General features: G+C 72.0%; 14 protein-coding genes and 1 pseudogene. 11 read left to right on the forward strand and 4 right to left on the reverse strand.

Features of this window, described 5'->3' with window-relative positions; all coding sequences use genetic code 11:
- The first annotated feature begins 2 nt into the window (after positions 1 to 2).
- From KIF24_RS29825 to KIF24_RS29840, 4 genes and pseudogenes are all read left to right on the forward strand, one after another.
- Complete coding sequence (locus tag KIF24_RS29825) at positions 3 to 911, forward strand: hydroxymethylglutaryl-CoA lyase (protein WP_221087622.1); 909 nt, start codon at positions 3 to 5, stop codon at positions 909 to 911.
- A 100-nt stretch (positions 912 to 1,011) separates the two neighbouring features.
- Positions 1,012 to 2,544 (forward strand): acyl-CoA carboxylase subunit beta, encoded by a 1,533-nt coding sequence (locus tag KIF24_RS29830; protein ID WP_221086860.1) that lies wholly within the window; start codon positions 1,012 to 1,014, stop codon positions 2,542 to 2,544.
- 98 nt (positions 2,545 to 2,642) lie between these two features.
- The gene (locus tag KIF24_RS29835) at positions 2,643 to 3,797 is read left to right on the forward strand and encodes an acyl-CoA dehydrogenase family protein (protein WP_221086861.1); all 1,155 of its coding nucleotides are present in this window, start codon (positions 2,643 to 2,645) and stop codon (positions 3,795 to 3,797) included.
- A gap of 101 nt (positions 3,798 to 3,898) precedes the next feature.
- Positions 3,899 to 6,364: pseudogene (locus tag KIF24_RS29840) on the forward strand (ATP-binding protein); the annotation flags it as partial.
- A 329-nt stretch (positions 6,365 to 6,693) separates the two neighbouring features.
- On the opposite strand, the gene KIF24_RS29845 reads toward KIF24_RS29840, so the two are convergent.
- The gene (locus KIF24_RS29845; protein ID WP_221086863.1) at positions 6,694 to 7,221 is read right to left on the reverse strand and encodes a MarR family winged helix-turn-helix transcriptional regulator; all 528 of its coding nucleotides are present in this window, start codon (positions 7,219 to 7,221) and stop codon (positions 6,694 to 6,696) included.
- 103 nt (positions 7,222 to 7,324) lie between these two features.
- On the opposite strand from KIF24_RS29845, the gene KIF24_RS29850 reads away from it, so the two are divergent.
- The 3 genes from KIF24_RS29850 to KIF24_RS35260 all read left to right on the forward strand — a co-directional run bounded on the left by KIF24_RS29850 (position 7,325) and on the right by KIF24_RS35260 (position 10,414).
- Positions 7,325 to 7,906 (forward strand): YceI family protein, encoded by a 582-nt coding sequence (locus KIF24_RS29850; protein ID WP_221086864.1) that lies wholly within the window; start codon positions 7,325 to 7,327, stop codon positions 7,904 to 7,906.
- A gap of 296 nt (positions 7,907 to 8,202) precedes the next feature.
- The gene (locus KIF24_RS29855; RefSeq protein ID WP_221086865.1) at positions 8,203 to 9,681 is read left to right on the forward strand and encodes a glutamate--cysteine ligase; all 1,479 of its coding nucleotides are present in this window, start codon (positions 8,203 to 8,205) and stop codon (positions 9,679 to 9,681) included.
- A 421-nt stretch (positions 9,682 to 10,102) separates the two neighbouring features.
- Positions 10,103 to 10,414, forward strand: coding sequence for a hypothetical protein (locus KIF24_RS35260; RefSeq protein WP_221086866.1), 312 nt, complete (start codon positions 10,103 to 10,105; stop codon positions 10,412 to 10,414).
- Between the two features lie 199 nt (positions 10,415 to 10,613).
- On the opposite strand, the gene KIF24_RS35265 is transcribed toward KIF24_RS35260, so the two are convergent.
- Positions 10,614 to 11,051, reverse strand: coding sequence for a hypothetical protein (locus tag KIF24_RS35265; RefSeq protein WP_221086867.1), 438 nt, complete (start codon positions 11,049 to 11,051; stop codon positions 10,614 to 10,616).
- 122 nt (positions 11,052 to 11,173) lie between these two features.
- Between KIF24_RS35265 and KIF24_RS29870 the strand changes: the two genes are divergently transcribed.
- Both KIF24_RS29870 and KIF24_RS29875 read left to right on the forward strand, forming a co-directional pair.
- Positions 11,174 to 11,851, forward strand: coding sequence for a PASTA domain-containing protein (locus KIF24_RS29870; protein WP_221086868.1), 678 nt, complete (start codon positions 11,174 to 11,176; stop codon positions 11,849 to 11,851).
- Between the two features lie 99 nt (positions 11,852 to 11,950).
- Complete coding sequence (locus KIF24_RS29875; protein WP_221086869.1) at positions 11,951 to 12,766, forward strand: PASTA domain-containing protein; 816 nt, start codon at positions 11,951 to 11,953, stop codon at positions 12,764 to 12,766.
- A gap of 9 nt (positions 12,767 to 12,775) precedes the next feature.
- Here KIF24_RS29875 and KIF24_RS29880 read toward each other — a convergent pair whose 3' ends face one another.
- Together KIF24_RS29880 and KIF24_RS29885 are read right to left on the reverse strand one after the other, a co-directional pair.
- Positions 12,776 to 13,219 carry a hypothetical protein gene (locus KIF24_RS29880; RefSeq protein WP_221086870.1) on the reverse strand — a complete coding sequence of 148 codons (444 nt, stop codon included), beginning with the start codon at positions 13,217 to 13,219 and terminating at the stop codon, positions 12,776 to 12,778.
- 138 nt (positions 13,220 to 13,357) lie between these two features.
- Positions 13,358 to 13,645 carry a hypothetical protein gene (locus KIF24_RS29885; protein WP_221086871.1) on the reverse strand — a complete coding sequence of 96 codons (288 nt, stop codon included), beginning with the start codon at positions 13,643 to 13,645 and terminating at the stop codon, positions 13,358 to 13,360.
- A 564-nt stretch (positions 13,646 to 14,209) separates the two neighbouring features.
- On the opposite strand from KIF24_RS29885, the gene KIF24_RS29890 reads away from it, so the two are divergent.
- The gene (locus KIF24_RS29890; protein ID WP_221086872.1) at positions 14,210 to 15,091 is read left to right on the forward strand and encodes a helix-turn-helix domain-containing protein; all 882 of its coding nucleotides are present in this window, start codon (positions 14,210 to 14,212) and stop codon (positions 15,089 to 15,091) included.
- Positions 15,061 to 15,282 (forward strand): DUF397 domain-containing protein, encoded by a 222-nt coding sequence (locus KIF24_RS29895; protein WP_221086873.1) that lies wholly within the window; start codon positions 15,061 to 15,063, stop codon positions 15,280 to 15,282. Before KIF24_RS29890 ends, KIF24_RS29895 begins: the two co-directional genes overlap by 31 nt.
- Positions 15,283 to 15,472: the final 190 nt, after the last annotated feature.

Here is a 15,472-nt window from a genome sequence, read left to right on the forward strand (position 1 = left end):
AGATGCCGGAGTTCGTGTCCATCCGGGAGGTCGGGCCCCGCGACGGACTGCAGAACGAGGAGCCGATCCCGACCGACGCCAAGGTGCGGCTGCTCGACGCGCTCTCCCGCACCGGCGTACGGCGGATCGAGGCGGTGTCGTTCGTGCACCCCGAGGCGATTCCGCAGATGGCGGATGCCGATGAGGTGTGGCGGCGGGCGGTGCAGGCCGACGGGGTTCGCTACTCGGCGCTGGTGCCGAACACACGCGGCGCGCGGCGTGCCCTGGCCGCCGGCTTCACCGAGATCGAGGCGGTCGTCTCGGCCAGCGACACCCACAACCGGCGCAACGTCAACCGGTCCACCGACGAGTCGCTGGACGACATCGCCGAGCTGATCGACCTGCTGCACGCCGCCGGAGCCCGCGCCGAGGTGATCATCGCGACGAGCTTCGGTTGCCCCTACGAGGGCGACATCGATCCGGGCCGCGTCGCCGCCATCGTGGACCGGGTCGTCCGCGACGGTGCCGACCGCGTCGCGTTCGGCGACACCACCGGCATGGGTACGCCCCGACGGGTCCGGGACCTGCTCACCGCCGTACGCGGCCGCAATGCGCACATTCCGCTGCTGCTGCACTTCCACAACACCCGGGGCACGGCGCTGGCCAACCTGCTGACCGCGCTGGACCTGGGGGTGACCGAGTTCGACGCGAGCGTGGGCGGTCTCGGCGGCTGCCCGTATGCCCCCGGTGCCAGTGGAAACCTGGCCACCGAGGAGGCGGTGCACATGCTGCACGACATGGGCATCGACACCGGCATCGACCTGGACGCCCTGGTCGAGGCCGCCGAGCTGGCCGAGGAGTTGACCGGCCGCCGCCTCCCCTCCGCCATCCTCCGCGCCGGCCCCCGCACCCGGCTGACGCCCACCTCTTGACCCCCATCCCACGTGGGGGTGGGTCGGATGGGAGGCGTGACGGGGTGGCCGGAGTGGGGTAGCCTAACGATCGTTCAGGTGCTCGGGGTGGGGAGCCGGTGTGACGGTTGATGGTGAGGCGCTGGAGCAGCTGCGCAAGCGGGTCCTTGCCGGCGGTGCGGACAGGTACCATGCGGCGAACGCGGCCAAGGGCAAGCTGTTCGCCCGGGAACGGGTCGCCCTGCTGGTGGACGAGGGATCGTTCGTCGAGGACGGGCTCCACGCCAACGCGCTCGCCGAAGGGCTGCCCGCCGACGGCGTGGTGACCGGCACCGCCACCATCGACGGCCGGCAGGTCTGCCTGATGGCCAACGACTCCACGGTCAAGGCCGGCAGCTGGGGCGCGCGCACCGTCGAGAAGATCATCCGGATCATCGAGCGGGCGTACGACACGGCCGTGCCGATGGTCTACCTGGTCGACTCGGCCGGTGCCCGGATCACCGACCAGGTCGAGCTGTTCCCGGGTCGGCGCGGCGCCGGCAAGATCTTCTGGAACCAGGTGCGCGCCTCCGGCTCGATCCCGCAGGTCTGCGCGCTGTTCGGGCCGAGCGCGGCCGGTGGCGCGTACATTCCCGCGTTCTGCGACGTGGTGGCCATGGTCGACGGCAACGCCAGCATGTACCTCGGCTCCGACCGGATGGTCGAGATGGTCACCGGTGAGAAGACCACCCTGGAGGCGATGGGCGGGGCGCGGGTGCACTGCGCCGAGTCCGGCGTCGGGCACTTCCTCTGCAAGACCGAGGCCGACGCGCTCGACGTGGTGCGTCGCTACCTGTCGTACCTGCCGGCCAACTGGACCCAGGCCCCACCGGCCGCGCCGGCCGTCCGGGCGCCGGCCAGGGTCGACCTCGCCGCGCTGGTGCCGGCGAGCGAACGGCAGGCGTTCGACATGCGACGGTACGTCAAGGGTCTGCTCGACGAGGACTCGTTCTTCGAGATCCAGGCGCTCTGGGCCAAGGAGCTGACCATCGGCTTCGGTCGGCTGAACGGCGAGGTCGTCGGCGTGGTCGGCAACAACTCGATGTTCAAGGGCGGCGTGCTCTTCGTCGACTCGGCCGACAAGGCGACCCGGTTCGTGCAGCTCTGCGACGCGTTCAACGTGCCGTTGCTGTTCCTGTCCGACGTGCCCGGGTTCATGGTGGGCAGTGCGGTCGAGCGGCAGGGCATCATCCGACACGGCGCCAAGATGATCACTGCGATCTCGGAGGCGACCGTACCCAAGATCTGTGTGGTGGTCCGCAAGGCGTACGGCGCCGGCCTCTACGCCATGGCCGGGCCGGGCTTCGAGCCGGACGCCACCATCGCCCTGCCCACCGCGAAGATCGCGGTGATGGGCGCGGAGGCCGCGGTCAACGCGGTGTACGCGAACAAGATCGCCGCGATCGAGGACGAGGGCGAGCGGGCCGCGTTCGTCGCCGCGAAGCGCGAGGAGTACGAGCGGGACATCGACATCGTCCGGCTCGCCAGCGAACTGGTGGTCGACGCCATCGTCGAGCCGGACGAGCTGCGCGCCGAGCTGGTCCGCCGGTTCGCCGCCGCCCGGGGCAAGCAGCGGCACTTCTCCCGCCGACGGCACGGCGTCACCCCGGTCTGAGCCGTCCCGCCGGCACGAGCCCCACAGCCAGCCCGAGCGAGCACGTTCCCGCCCGGCGTCACGAGCGCCCGGCGGGCCGTCCACACAGGAGGAACCCGATGGACTTCCGGCTCACCGAGGAGCACGAGGCGCTGCGAGACAGCGTGCGGGACTTCGCCCGTGAGGTGGTCGCGCCGGTGATCGCGGAGCACTACGAGCAGCACACCTTCCCGTACGAGATCATCCGGCAGATGGGCAAGATGGGACTGTTCGGCCTGCCCTTCGCCGAGGAGCACGGCGGCATGGGCGGCGACTACTTCGCCCTCTGCCTGGCCCTGGAGGAACTCGCCCGGGTCGACTCCAGCGTGGCGATCACCCTGGAGGCGGCGGTCTCGTTGGGAGCCATGCCGATCTACCGCTTCGGCACCGACGAGCAGCGGGCCCGATGGCTGCCGCGGCTGCTCAGCGGCGAGGCGCTGGCCGGCTTCGGGCTCACCGAGCCGGGCTTCGGCTCGGACGCGGGAGGCACCGAGACCCGGGCCGTGCTGGACGAGGCGGCGGGTGAGTGGGTGATCAACGGGTCGAAGGCGTTCATCACGAACTCGGGCACCGACATCACCGTCCTGGTCACCGTGACCGCGGTGACGGGCATCCGGCCGGACGGCTCGAAGGAACTGTCCACCATCATCGTGCCGAGCGGGACGCCCGGATTCACCGTGGCACCGGGCTATTCCAAGGTCGGCTGGACCGCCTCGGACACCCACGAGCTGACGTTCGACGACTGCCGGGTGCCGGCGGAGAACCTGCTCGGCGAGCGTGGCCGGGGCTTCGCCCAGTTCCTGCGCATCCTCGACGAGGGTCGGATCGCCATCGCCGCGCTGGCCGTGGGCCTCGCCCAGGGCTGCGTCGACGAGTCGATCAAGTACGCGAAGGAGCGCCACGCCTTCGGCCAGCCGATCGGCAACTACCAGGCGATCCAGTTCAAGATCGCCGACATGGAGTTGAAGGCGTACACCGCGCGGCTGGCCTACTACGACGCCGCGGCCCGGATGTCGGCCGGTGAGCCGTTCAAGCGGCAGGCGGCGATCGCCAAGCTGCACGCCAGCACGGTCGCGGTGGACAACGCCCGGGAGGCGACCCAGATCCACGGTGGGTACGGCTTCATGAACGAGTACCCGGTGGCCCGGTTCTGGCGGGACTCCAAGATCCTGGAGATCGGCGAGGGTACGTCCGAGGTACAGCGCATGATCATCGCTCGCGATCTCGGCATGTGAGCCGCCGGCCGGCCCGGTGCCTGTCGGGTTTCGGCGCGGCGTCGTCGGGTGGCCGACGATCCCGTGTCCGATGTCGGGCCTGGCCCGTAATGTCCCTGGCCATGACTTCGGGTCATGATCGTCCCTCCGGTCCGCCCGCCCACCCCGGCCTCCCGGAGTTGCTGCGGGCCCATCGGTTGGCCGCCGGTTCCACCCAGGCCGAGTTGGCGGTCCGCGCCGGCATCGGCGTACGGACGGTCCGCGACCTGGAGCGTGGGCGCTCCTCGCGACCGCAGCGCACCACCGTCGAGTTGCTCGCCGAGGCGCTCGGGCTGACCGACGCGACCCGCAGCGCGTTCCTGGCCGCCGCTCGCGGCGCCGGCGCCGCGCCCGCCCGGCCCGCTGCCCGTACCCCACCGGGGCTGCCGCCTCCGCCCGAACTGATCGGTCGGGAACGGGACGTGGCCGAGTTGGCCAGCCTGTTGACCGAGCCGCGTGGCCCCCGGGTGGTGAGCCTGGTCGGGCTGGCCGGGGTCGGCAAGACGGCGCTCGCGTTGGCGGTGGTCCACGCGGTCGCGCCCGCTCACCCCGGCGGCGCCGCCGGGGTGCTGATCGGGGCCGGTTCGGACGCCGCCGACGTGCTCGCCGCCTCGGTGACGGTCTTCGGTGCGGCCCGGATCACCGAGTTGGCCGCCCGGCTCGGGGACCGGCGGGCGCTGCTGCTGGTGGACGCCGCGGAGCGGGCGCCCGATCCGGTGGCCGGGACGTTGCAGCGGCTGGTGGGCGCGGTGCCGTCGCTGCGGGTGCTCGTCACCGGACGGCACCCGGTGGGGCTGCCGGGCGAGTGGGTACGCCCAGTGTCACCGCTGGAGGTGCCACCGCCGGACGACACCGATCCGGTGGCGCTCGCCGGCTACCCGGCGGTCGCCCTGTTCACCTCGCGGCTGGCCCAGGTGCGGCGGGAACCGCCGTCGGACGCCGAACTGCCGGCGCTGGCCGCGCTGGTCCGACGACTGGGCGGGCTGCCACTGGCGATCGAGTTGATGGCCGCCCGCGGCCGGCTGCTCGACCTGACCGAACTGCTCGACCGCTACGGCGACCGGGTGCTGGACCTGGACACCTCGGCCGCGATCCGCGGTGGCTGGGCGCCGGGGTCGCGCGGCGACGACGCCCGGACGGCGGTGGCGGAGACGCTTCGTGACGCGGTGGCGACCAGCTACCGGCTGCTCGCCGCCGACGAGCGGGCGGCGCTGCGCCGGCTCGCCGCATTCGGCAACCGCTGGTCCGTCGAACTGGCCGAGGAGATGTTGGCCGGTACGGATGCCTCGGTCGATCCCGTTCCGCTGCTGAACCGGTTTCTCGACCTGGGGCTGCTGAGCGTACGAGGCGGTGGCTCGTTCCGTTTCCGGTTGCTGGACGCGGTCCGGGACTACGCCGTCGAACAGGCATCGGGTAGCGGGGAGTCGACGGTGATCCGCCGCCAGCACGCCCGGGTGATCACCCGGATGGTGGAGCGGACCGCGCCCGGTCTGACCGGTGCCGGTGCCGGTGCCGCAGCACACCGTCTCGACGAGGTCACCGGCGACATCAGCTCGGCGCTGGCGTACGCGGCGGTGGACGACCCACTGACCGCGCTGCGCCTGGCGGTGAGTCTGCCCCGGTGGTGGCGGCTGCGCGGGCGGGACGTGCTGGGCCGGCAGTGGCTGCTGCGCCTGCGCGCCGACCCGCGTACCGCCGACGCGGATCCCACGCTGCGGGCGTGGGCCTCGCTCGGCGTGGCGATGCTCGCCGGTGAGCACGGCGCGGCTGCCGCGGAGGTGCCGACCGCCCGCGCGGCGCTGGCGGAGTTCCGCCGGCTCGGCGACGTTCCGGGCGAGCTGGAGGCACGGACGGTGTTGGGTGCCCTGCTGGCCGCCACGGGCCGGCCGGGGCAGGCGCGGGAGCAGGCGGAGGCGGTGCTGGCCCTGGCCGCCGAGCGGGGCCTGACCCGCCAGATGGCCGTCGCGCAGCATCACCTGGCGTGGCACGAGATCAGACTCGGCGATCTGGCCGCCGCCCGGCGCCGGCTGGCCGCGGTGGACCGGCTCGGTGGGCAGTGCGGGGAACAGCGGCTTCGGGTGCTCGCGCGGGGCACGGTCGCGGAGGTGTTCCGCCTCGAAGGCCGGTACGCCGACGCGGTCGACGAGGCACGACGGGCGCTGACGGCCCTCGCCGACCTGGGCGCCCCGCGGCATCGCCATCAGGTGCTCGGCACGCTGGGGCTGGCGCTGGCGCAGGACGGCCGGGCGGCCGACGCCGCCGCGGTGCTCGTCGAGTTGCGCCCGCTGGACGAAACCGGTGCGCTGATCGAAGGGCACCTGGCGCTGCATCGGGGCGACCGGGAGGTCGCGGCGGAGTGGTTCGCCGCCGCGGTCGAGACCGACGTCGGCAGCCGGGACCGGCGCACGGTCGTGGAGGCTCTTGTGGGTCTGGCCGCGAGCACCTCCGACCCGACCGTCCTCGACCGTCTGGATCTGGCCTGCCGGGACGGCGGCATCCGGCTGTTGCGCCAGGAGGAGGAGCTGCTCTACGTGTTGTCGGTGAAGCGGGGGCGGACGACAACCGATGCAACCGCGAGGCGTGGCCAGCCGGGCGAGCAGCCCGGCCAACCGGCGGCGGAGAAGGGGACGGCGCGGGCGAGGAAGCCCCCTGGTGCCACCCCTCGCTCATCGCCCGCGCCGCTGCCCCCCACTACGCCCCCGCTGCAGCGAGACTAGCGAGGGGCAGCAGCGGCATCTGTCGGGTTTGATGGGCTATCGACCATTGGCCGGTTGGTTCTGCCGGTCTTTCTGCCGGTGGCGTCACGCTCGGCTGGTCCGTTGCCCACCGAGGGTCTCGACCGGGTGGTAGGACGGCAAAGGGCGGGGCCGCCGGCGGATCAGCGGCGGACGGAAGTCGCCCCGCTCTCGGCCGGGGACTCGTCCTCGGCCGGAGCGGAACTGCTGCCGGCGGTGGCGCAGGGATGGACGGCGTCCCGCACCCGGCGCAGGCCGTCGAGCAGTGCAGCCAACGCGGCCGGGTCGAGCTGACCGGTGAACCAGTCTTCGATGAGTTGAAGGTGTCCGGGCAGGCTCTCGTCGAGCCGGCGCAGGCCGGCCGGTGTCACGACTGCGTACGAACTGCGCCGGTCGGAGGGGCAGGCGCGCCTGGTGATCAGTCCGTCGCGCTCCATCCGGTCCACCACGCGGGTGACGCCGCTGGTGGAGAGCGAGGTCTGGGCGGCGAGGTCGGTCATCCGCAACTGGTTGCCGGGCGACCGGGTGAGTCTGGTCAGCACCTCGAACTCGACCGATGACAGACCGTGCTCTTCGAGTTGGCTGGCGAACCGGGCGGACAACCCGGCATGCACCTCGAAGAGCAGCCCGACAGCGGTGATCCGAGGGTCCTCGAACACGTTCTGCTTCACCAGCCCATCCTACCAGTGCTTGACATCAGGAATATTGTCGAGGCTATAGTTGCTGACGCAGCCGTTGGGCTACTAAACAATCTCTTCCGGAGGGCAGTTTCTCATGACCAGCAGCACCGAGTCGGTTACCCGCGAATGGAACGGCCTCACCATCCCGGCAGCCGGCACCTACCTGCTGGATGTGGCGCACAAGCGGGTCGGCTTCGTTGCCCGGCACATGATGGTAAGCAAGGTGCGCGGCGAGTTCGCCGATGCGAGCGCCACCATCACCATCGCCGAGGAGCCGCTGCAGTCCTCGGTCTCCGCCACCATCCAGGCCGCCAGCATCAACACGGCGCAGTCCGACCGGGACGCACACCTGCGCAGCCCGGAGTTCCTCGACGCCGAGAAGTTCGCCACGCTGGAGTACCGCAGCACCGGCGTGAAGTCGCACCAGGGCAACGAGTTCGTCCTCGCCGGTGAGCTCACGATCAAGGACGTCACCCGCCCGGTCGAGCTGAAGGTCGAGTTCGAGGGTGTCGGCCGCAGCCCCTTCGGTCAGGACATCTTCGGCTTCTCCGCGAGCACCGAGATCGACCGCGAGGAGTTCGGTCTGACCTGGAACGTCGCCCTGGAGTCCGGCGGTGTCCTGGTCGGCAAGAAGATCAAGATCGAGATCGAGGGCGAGGCCATCCGGCAGTCCTGATCTCCGCAGCCCTGACAGGCCCGCGCCCGCACCGCGCGGGCCTGTCGGCTGGGCGCATGCGTGCCAATTGTCACAACTTGTTTGCCCGTCGTGTGCGGGTCCGCCGCCGCTGGGTAGGGATCCCGGCGGAGGTGTCCGACCTGACCGCGTGCCGGACCATCCACCTCGGAAAAGGTGGGTGGACTGCGGCAATGGACCGATCTTCGGGGCGGCCGGGCCCGGCGCTTTGAGCGAGTATGGTTCACAATGCGCTGCGGGGTGGCATCGCTCCGTGGTGTCGCGCGCCGGGAGGGCACATGGGCAGGGACGTCGATCGAGCCGCCTTCTCCCGTGAGGATCGGGTCCGGTACCGGCAGAAGGTCCGCCGCTGCCTGGACGTGTTCGCGCTGATGCTGGACGACTTCGGCTTCGATGCCGACCGGCCGATGACCGGGCTGGAGATCGAACTCAACCTGATGGACCCGGCCGCCGAGCCGGCCATGCGCAACGAGGAGATCCTCGCCGCGATCGCCGACCCCCTGTTCCAGACCGAACTGGGGCAGTTCAACCTGGAGTTGAACGCCAATCCTCGCCTGATCTCCGGCACAGGTTTCGCCGACTACGAGCGTGACCTGCATGCGAGCCTGGGCCGGGCGAACGATCGGGCGGCGCGGTCGGACACCCGGATCGTCCTGGTCGGCATCCTGCCCACGCTCAACGAACGGCACCTGGTGGCGGACAACATCTCCACCAGCGAGCGGTACCGGGTGCTCAACGATCAGATCGTCGGTGCCAGAGGCGAGGACATCGAACTCGACATCCGGGGCGTCGAGCGACTGCGTACGCACAACGACTCGATCGCACCGGAGGCCGCCTGCACCAGCCTCCAGTTCCACCTTCAGGTTGCGCCGGACAGCTTCGCCGACTACTGGAACGCCTCGCAGGCGATCGCCGCGGCCCAGGTGGCGGTCGGCGCCAACTCGGCCTTCCTGTACGGCCGCCAGCTCTGGGCGGAGACCCGGATCGCCCTGTTCGAGCAGGCCACCGACACCCGACCCGACGAGCTGAAGGCCCAGGGCGTGCGCCCCCGGGTCTGGTTCGGCGAACGCTGGATCACGTCGATCTTCGACCTGTTCGAGGAGAACGTCCGCTACTTCCCGCCGTTGCTGCCGATCTGCGAGAGCGAGGACCCGGTGGAGGTCCTGCACGCCGGCGGGGTGCCAGAGCTGGCCGAGTTGCGACTGCACAACGGCACCGTGTACCGGTGGAACCGGCCGGTTTACGACATCATGGACGGTCGTCCGCACCTGCGGGTGGAGAACCGGGTGCTACCGGCCGGGCCGACCGTGGTCGACATGCTGGCCAACGCCGCCTTCTACTTCGGGCTGGTCCGGGGCCTGGCCGAGGCCGACCGGCCGGTCTGGAGCCAACTCACCTTCAGCTCCGCCGAGGAGAACTTCCACGCCGCCGCCCGGCGTGGCATGGACGCGGTCCTGCACTGGCCCCGGCTCGGCGCGGTGCCGGCGACCACGCTGGTGCTCGACGTGCTGCTGCCGATCGCCGCGGACGGTCTCGACGGCTTCGGTGTCGCCGCGGCCGAGCGGGACCGCCTGCTCGGCATCATCGAGCAGCGCTGCCGTACCGGTCGTAACGGGGCGGTCTGGCAGACCGCCACGGTGTGGGCGGCAGAGCGGCACCTGGGTCTGGAGCGCCGCGCCGCCCTGCACCACATGCTGCAGCGCTACGCCGAGTTGCAGTACACCAACGAGCCGGTGCACACCTGGCCGCTCGACTGACCGCTCAGCGTCCCCGCCGCGGTTGTCGGGCCCGGCGGCCGGCACCACCCTCCGCGGCGTCGCCGCCACCGGACGATCCTGCCGGCGACGCGGCGGCACCGTCCCCTGCCGCCGTCGGCGCCGCGGCTGCCGTCGAGCCCGGTGCGGTCGACCCGGGTGCGCCCGTCCGGCCGGAGGTGGCGGCCGGCCCGGTCGGCGGTGTCGTGGCGTTCGACGATGCCGTCCGGCCCGGGGCGCTGCCACGGCCGTACCCGACGACGCGGGCGCCGCCGCACGGCGGCTCCCGACGTCGGCAGCCGGTGCCGCAGCACCCGAGTCCAGCTCCGCCTCGCCGGTTCCGGTGTGGCCCGGGCGGTCGAGATCCGAGTCGGGTTCGTGCGTGCGGTGGTCGTCCCCCACGCGCTGCCGGGGCACCACCACCGTGGCCGCATCGGGGGTGGACCGGCTCTCCGCCCGCCGGGCCGCCCGCTGGGCGAGCGCCGCCACCAGGACGGACCCACCGATTCCGACGATCGCCGCGTACGGGGCGATGAGATGGGCGGACACCTGCTCCGGGCTGATCGCGGTGAGCCTCGGTACGGCGAGGAAGTACGCCACGGCCACCAGCAACGGCCCGGCGGCACCGGAGGCGGTGGCGCCGACCCGGCGGCCGGTCGCTCGGACGCCACTGCGGGCGGCCAGCGCACCGATCAGCAGCGCCGACCCGAGCGACAGGACCGCGCCGGGCCAGTAGAAGTAGTCCCGGATCCAGAACTGGTCGCTGTCCGAGCTGAGCTGCCAGATGCCGAGCTGGGCGGTGGTCAGCCCGCGACCGGCGAGCACCGAGTCGACCACGGCGACCACCGCGAGCAGCCAGAGCCAGCCCGCCGTGGCGATGACGTTGGTGGCCGCCGCGCGGCAGCGCAGCGCCCAGACCGCCACGAGGGCCCCGATCAGCACGCCGACCGCGGCGTACCCGGCGGCCATGTCCCGGGGGACGGCGTGTCCGGGACCACCGCGACCCGCGCCGGCACGGCGACCAGCAGCACCGTGATGAGTGCGCCGAGCGCGGCGGCCACGGCCAGGGCGGCCGACCACGGGCCACCACCGGCCTCCGTCGCAGCGCCCTCCGTCGCGGTGTCCGACGGGAAGGCGACCCGGCGGCGCTCGTGCAGCCGCTGGGCGCAGACCGCACCGAAGATGGTCGAGGTGGCGGCGATCCAGGTGGCCCAGATCAGGCTGGCCACCCAGGCCGCCGTGCCGCCGGTCGACTCGGGCGGCACCCAGTTGAGAATGCCGAGACCGTATCCGAAACCCAGTTGGGCGGCCCCGGCGCCGGCTGCCACGCCGGCCGCGGTGGCGATCGATCCTCCCCAGCCCTGTCTGGCCATGCCGGGCAGCGTAACGTCCTGTGGTCGGTGCGGCGAGTCGTGCGCGGCATCGGCAGGCAATGGTGACGGAGAGTGCTTGGCGCAGCCGGATACGGTCGCCGGTGATGAGGCGGTGGAGCGGTATGACGCACGAAACCACGGACGGGCGACCGGGGGTCGGTGACACCGGCCGGAATCGGACGACCTTGATCGTCGGTGGCGGTCTCGCCGCGGTGCTGCTCGCCGTCATCGGGGCGGCCGGCGGCTGGGTGCTGGCCGGCGACCAGCAGCGGCCGGTGGCCGCACCGTCCGGCGGCACCACCAGCAGCACCCCCGTCGCGCAGACCTCTCCGCCGCGCGAACGGCCGACGCCCACCAGCACACCGAGCAGCAGTCCCATGACCTCCCGGCCGAGCGGGCTGACCGTGCCGGACCTGGTCGGCATGGACTTCGAGGACGCCCGGGAGGAACTGCGGGACCGGGGGCTGGGCTGGCAGTTCGTCTTCGGCAGCGGGAGCAGTTCCAGCGTGCTCAGCACGAGACCGGCGCCGGGTACGCCGGTCAGGCGCGGCGTCACGGTCGTGGTCACCGTGGCCGGGGCCGCGCCACCGAACGAGGTGCCGGATCTGCTCGGTGAGTCGTGCGGCGAGGCGAGGAACGAACTCGTCGAGGACGGCTTCTCGCCTCGCTATCCCACCGGGCGTTCCGGAACGGTCACCGCCCAGCAGCCGACCGGCGGCACCATCGCGCGGTGGAACGACATCGTGCGGATCTGGTGTGGCAGAGCCCCGAACGAGGACGAGAGCCCGCCGGCGCTGTGACGCGCACCCGACACGCTGATGTCGGCCGTTGACCGGCCGAACCGCTAGGTTGACCGTCGAGGGCCCCGATGCCCGCCCGGCCGGCGGAAAGGACGTGCGATGAGCGACGACCGCCAGGAGCCGACCGAGGGACAACCAGACGATCGGACCCGTCCGATCTCGCCGGCCGGCGGAGACCCGGACGAGACGGCGCCGCTGGGCCCGACTCCCGACGAAACCGCGCCGCTGGGGCGGGCTCCGGACGAAACCGCGCCGCTGGACCGTGCGGCCGGGTCCGCCGCTCGGGCGGACGAGGATGCCTCGTTGCCGCCGGCGCAACGATCGGGGCCGGCGGCGTGGTCGGGGCGCGCGGAGGTGCCGTCGGTGCGGCCGGGTGCCGACCCCGAGTCGGCCGGTGGCGAGTGGTACCCCGATGAGCAGGGCGGTCGACCATGGTGGCTGCCGATCCTCTGGGGCATCGTCCTGCTGATCCTGCTCAGCCTGCTGGGTGTCGGGATCTGGCTGGCCCGTCAGGCAATGGACGGGGGCGGGTCGTCACCGGAGTCACCGCAGCCGACGACGCAGGCCCCGCCGACCAGCGCGTCGCCGTCGCCGACCAGACCTTCACCGTCGCCACCGCCGACGAGTGCCGCCCCGGTCGAGGTGCCGGTGCCACCGCTGGTCGGCCTGCCGGAAGCTGCGGCGCGGGCGCTGCTCGACGGGCTCGACCTGGACCATCAGGTGGAGTACCGCCCGTCGGACCAGCCGGCCGGGACCGTCATCTCCACCGACCCCGAGGCGGGCGAGCTGGTCGAGGCGGGCGACCAGGTGACGTTGGTCGTCGCCACGACGAGCCCGAGCCCGTCGCTGACGACGGGTGAGCCGACGACCGAGCCGACGACGGAGCCGACCGCCACGGCGAGCCCCACCGGGTGACCGGCGAACTCACCACATCCGGCGTCTGGTGCCGACCAGCCCCAGCCCGGCGAGGGAGATCGCCAGCCCGAAGACACCGGACCAGAACAGCGACCGGCTGAGTTCCTCCCGCGCGTCCCCACCGGCGGCGCGTACGGAGGAGTCCGACTCCTGCTGCGGGGGGTCGACCGGGTGGCCGGGGCGGCGGTATCCCTCCGCCGGATCGTCGGCTGGCTGGTCGGCCGGGCCGCCGAGGAAGTCGTCCCAGGCGGCGGGTGGGTCGTCCGGCCCGACCGGTTCACTCTCCACCACGGTGATCTCCGGGGCGGGGACCGGCTCGGCCAGCCGGGTCGACGACAGGGCGGGATCGCGGACCAGCACCACCACGGTGGTGACAGCGCCGAGTAGCGCCAGTAGTCCGAAGAGGTAGGCGATTCGGGACCGGTGAGGTTCCCGCGCGGACAAGTTGACCATGGCCGTCCCAGGTTCGGGGCCTGGAACGCACGGGGTGGAGACATGCCGGGGTGGGCATGACCGATTCTATTGCGCCGGCATGTCTCCTGGACCCGTTTCAACCTGAACCGCGCGGCGCTCGTGCGGTCGTCGGGCCGCTCAGCTCACCCGGGCCGGGGTCCGGGTGGGCGGACGACGGGCCGAACGCACGGTGTGCGGGCGTGGCTGCGGAGCGGCCTGCAACTGCCGCAGCCCGGCCCGCTGGACGAAGATCGAACGCCTGTTGACCGCGTCCCCCGCCGCGTTCAACTCGTAGCCTTCGAGCCAGAGCCACCCGTCGTAGGTGGGCCGGTCGAGCACCCGGATCACCCGGAACAGGATGGGTTTGAGGAACTGGACACTCGCCGCGCGTGTCACGTGCAGTACGTCACCGGAGCGGGGAAGCACATGGGCTCCTGGAAAGGTCGGCCGGCGGGGAGGGCCGGCGAGGGTGATCGGGGGGTTGTTCGGCTCCGGCGACGAGGTCGTGGCTCGGGGGGCCGGGTTGGTGGCGCTGGCCTGGTCGGCGCCGGAGCCGCTGGTGGCGGACTCACGACCGACGCTGCCGGCGGTCAGGAGGTGTCGCTGGAGCCGCCACCGTGGGGTGTGGGCGAGCGACCCGCGTCGCTGGCAGCCACCCCCACCGACGAACGGGCCGACCTACTGCCCCCGCCTCCACGACCTTGATCACCCGGGGAGACGAGTCGGAGACTTTCCGTAACCCGTGTCATACGGACAGGGTGCATCAGCGGCGTGCTTGATGCAAGTTGCACGTCGAGTTTTGCCGATACATGAGTGGCTCGCGTGAAACAACGCTTGAACGTGCCACCACCCGGACGGCACACTGAGGGCCGGTTCGCCCGCCGCGGCCGGTCGAGGACCGGCTCCACCCCACGCCGCGACACGCCCGCCCCGATGGTCGCGCCGCGGGCGGGCGGCGACAGCGGCGCGGCGAAGCGAAGAGGTGACGCGGTGAGCGAGCGGCGCAGCCCGACCATCCGGCGGCGCCGGCTCGGCGCGGAACTGCGCCGCCAGCGCGAGACCGCCGGGATAACCATCGAGTCGGTCGCGGAGCAGTTGGAATGCTCGGCGTCCAAAGTCTCGCGGATCGAGACCGGGCACACCACCGCGACTCCCCGCGACGTGCGGGACATGCTCCGGATCTACGGCGTCGTGGGTGCCGAGAGCGACGAGCTGGTGCAGATCGCCCGCGAGGCGCGGCAGAAGGGGTGGTGGCACCCCTACAGCACGGTGCTGGTCGGGGCGTACGTCGGCCTGGAGGCGGCGGCCAGCTCGATTCGTGCGTACGAGCAGCAGGTGGTGCCCGGCCTGCTGGAGACCGAGGACTACGCCAGCGCGATGATCCGCGCCGCCCGCCCCGATTTCACCCCTGACCAGGTGCAGCAAAGGGTGCGTGTCCGACTCGGTCGTCAGTCGTTACTGACCCAGGATGATCCGGTCGATCTGTGGGTGGTGCTCGATGAGGCGGTGTTGAGCCGTCCGGTGGGTGGGGACACGGTCATGCGTGACCAGCTCAGTCGGTTGGTGGAGGTGGCCCAACTGCCGAACGTGACGCTGCAGATCCTGCCGTTCGAGGTGGGGGCGCACGCCGGCATGGACGGCACCTTCACGATCCTCAGCTTCCCCGAACCCGGTGATCCGGATGTCGTGTACGCGGAGAACGCCACGGGTGGGCTCTTCCTGGAGAAGAGCGACGAACTACAGAAGTACAGCTTCATCTTCGATCACATTCGAGCAGCGGCCATACGTCCGGAGGAGTCCGTCGCATTCATCGCGAGACTGGCAGAGGAGCCGTTGTGGAAATGGCGACGCAGGGAATCCCCGTGGACCTGACGCAGGCAAGCTGGTTCAAGAGCTCGAAGAGCGGACCGAACTGTGACAACTGCGTGGAGGTGGCGTACGTGACCGGGGCGGTCGGCGTCCGGGACTCGAAGGACAAGGCCGGCCCGGCCCTGGTCTTCGCCCCGGATGGCTGGCACGCCTTCGTCGCCCGCACCAGGGACGGCGCGTTCGGCCGGGACTGACTCCCGGGGTGTTGGTGGCGGGTCCCCGTCCGGCGTGGCCGGGCGGGGATCCGTGCTGTCCGCACAGCTCGCGTGGATGGCGCCGGCCGGCCTGGTCCGCCGGCTGCCGTCGCCACATCGTGCCCGTCTCGTTGTACCTCTCGGTACGCGCTGGTCGACATCCCCCCGGCAGGGCGGGTAACCGAGCGAG

Origin of the sequence: Micromonospora tarapacensis (genome assembly GCF_019697375.1) — a bacterium.
In the GTDB taxonomy this organism is placed as follows: domain Bacteria; phylum Actinomycetota; class Actinomycetes; order Mycobacteriales; family Micromonosporaceae; genus Micromonospora; species Micromonospora tarapacensis.

Excerpts from the sequence above, each read along its gene's own strand:
- KIF24_RS29825 (WP_221087622.1), top strand. The coding sequence starts at position 3 with ATGCCGGAGTTCGTGTCCATCCGGGAGGTCGGGCCCCGCGACGGACTG.
- KIF24_RS29835 (WP_221086861.1), top strand. The coding sequence starts at position 2,643 with ATGGACTTCCGGCTCACCGAGGAGCACGAGGCGCTGCGAGACAGCGTG.
- KIF24_RS29850 (WP_221086864.1), top strand. The coding sequence starts at position 7,325 with ATGACCAGCAGCACCGAGTCGGTTACCCGCGAATGGAACGGCCTCACC.
- KIF24_RS29855 (WP_221086865.1), top strand. The coding sequence starts at position 8,203 with ATGGGCAGGGACGTCGATCGAGCCGCCTTCTCCCGTGAGGATCGGGTC.
- KIF24_RS35265 (WP_221086867.1), bottom strand. The coding sequence starts at position 11,051 with ATGGCCAGACAGGGCTGGGGAGGATCGATCGCCACCGCGGCCGGCGTG.
- KIF24_RS29870 (WP_221086868.1), top strand. The coding sequence starts at position 11,174 with ATGACGCACGAAACCACGGACGGGCGACCGGGGGTCGGTGACACCGGC.
- KIF24_RS29875 (WP_221086869.1), top strand. The coding sequence starts at position 11,951 with ATGAGCGACGACCGCCAGGAGCCGACCGAGGGACAACCAGACGATCGG.
- KIF24_RS29880 (WP_221086870.1), bottom strand. The coding sequence starts at position 13,219 with ATGGTCAACTTGTCCGCGCGGGAACCTCACCGGTCCCGAATCGCCTAC.
- KIF24_RS29895 (WP_221086873.1), top strand. The coding sequence starts at position 15,061 with ATGGCGACGCAGGGAATCCCCGTGGACCTGACGCAGGCAAGCTGGTTC.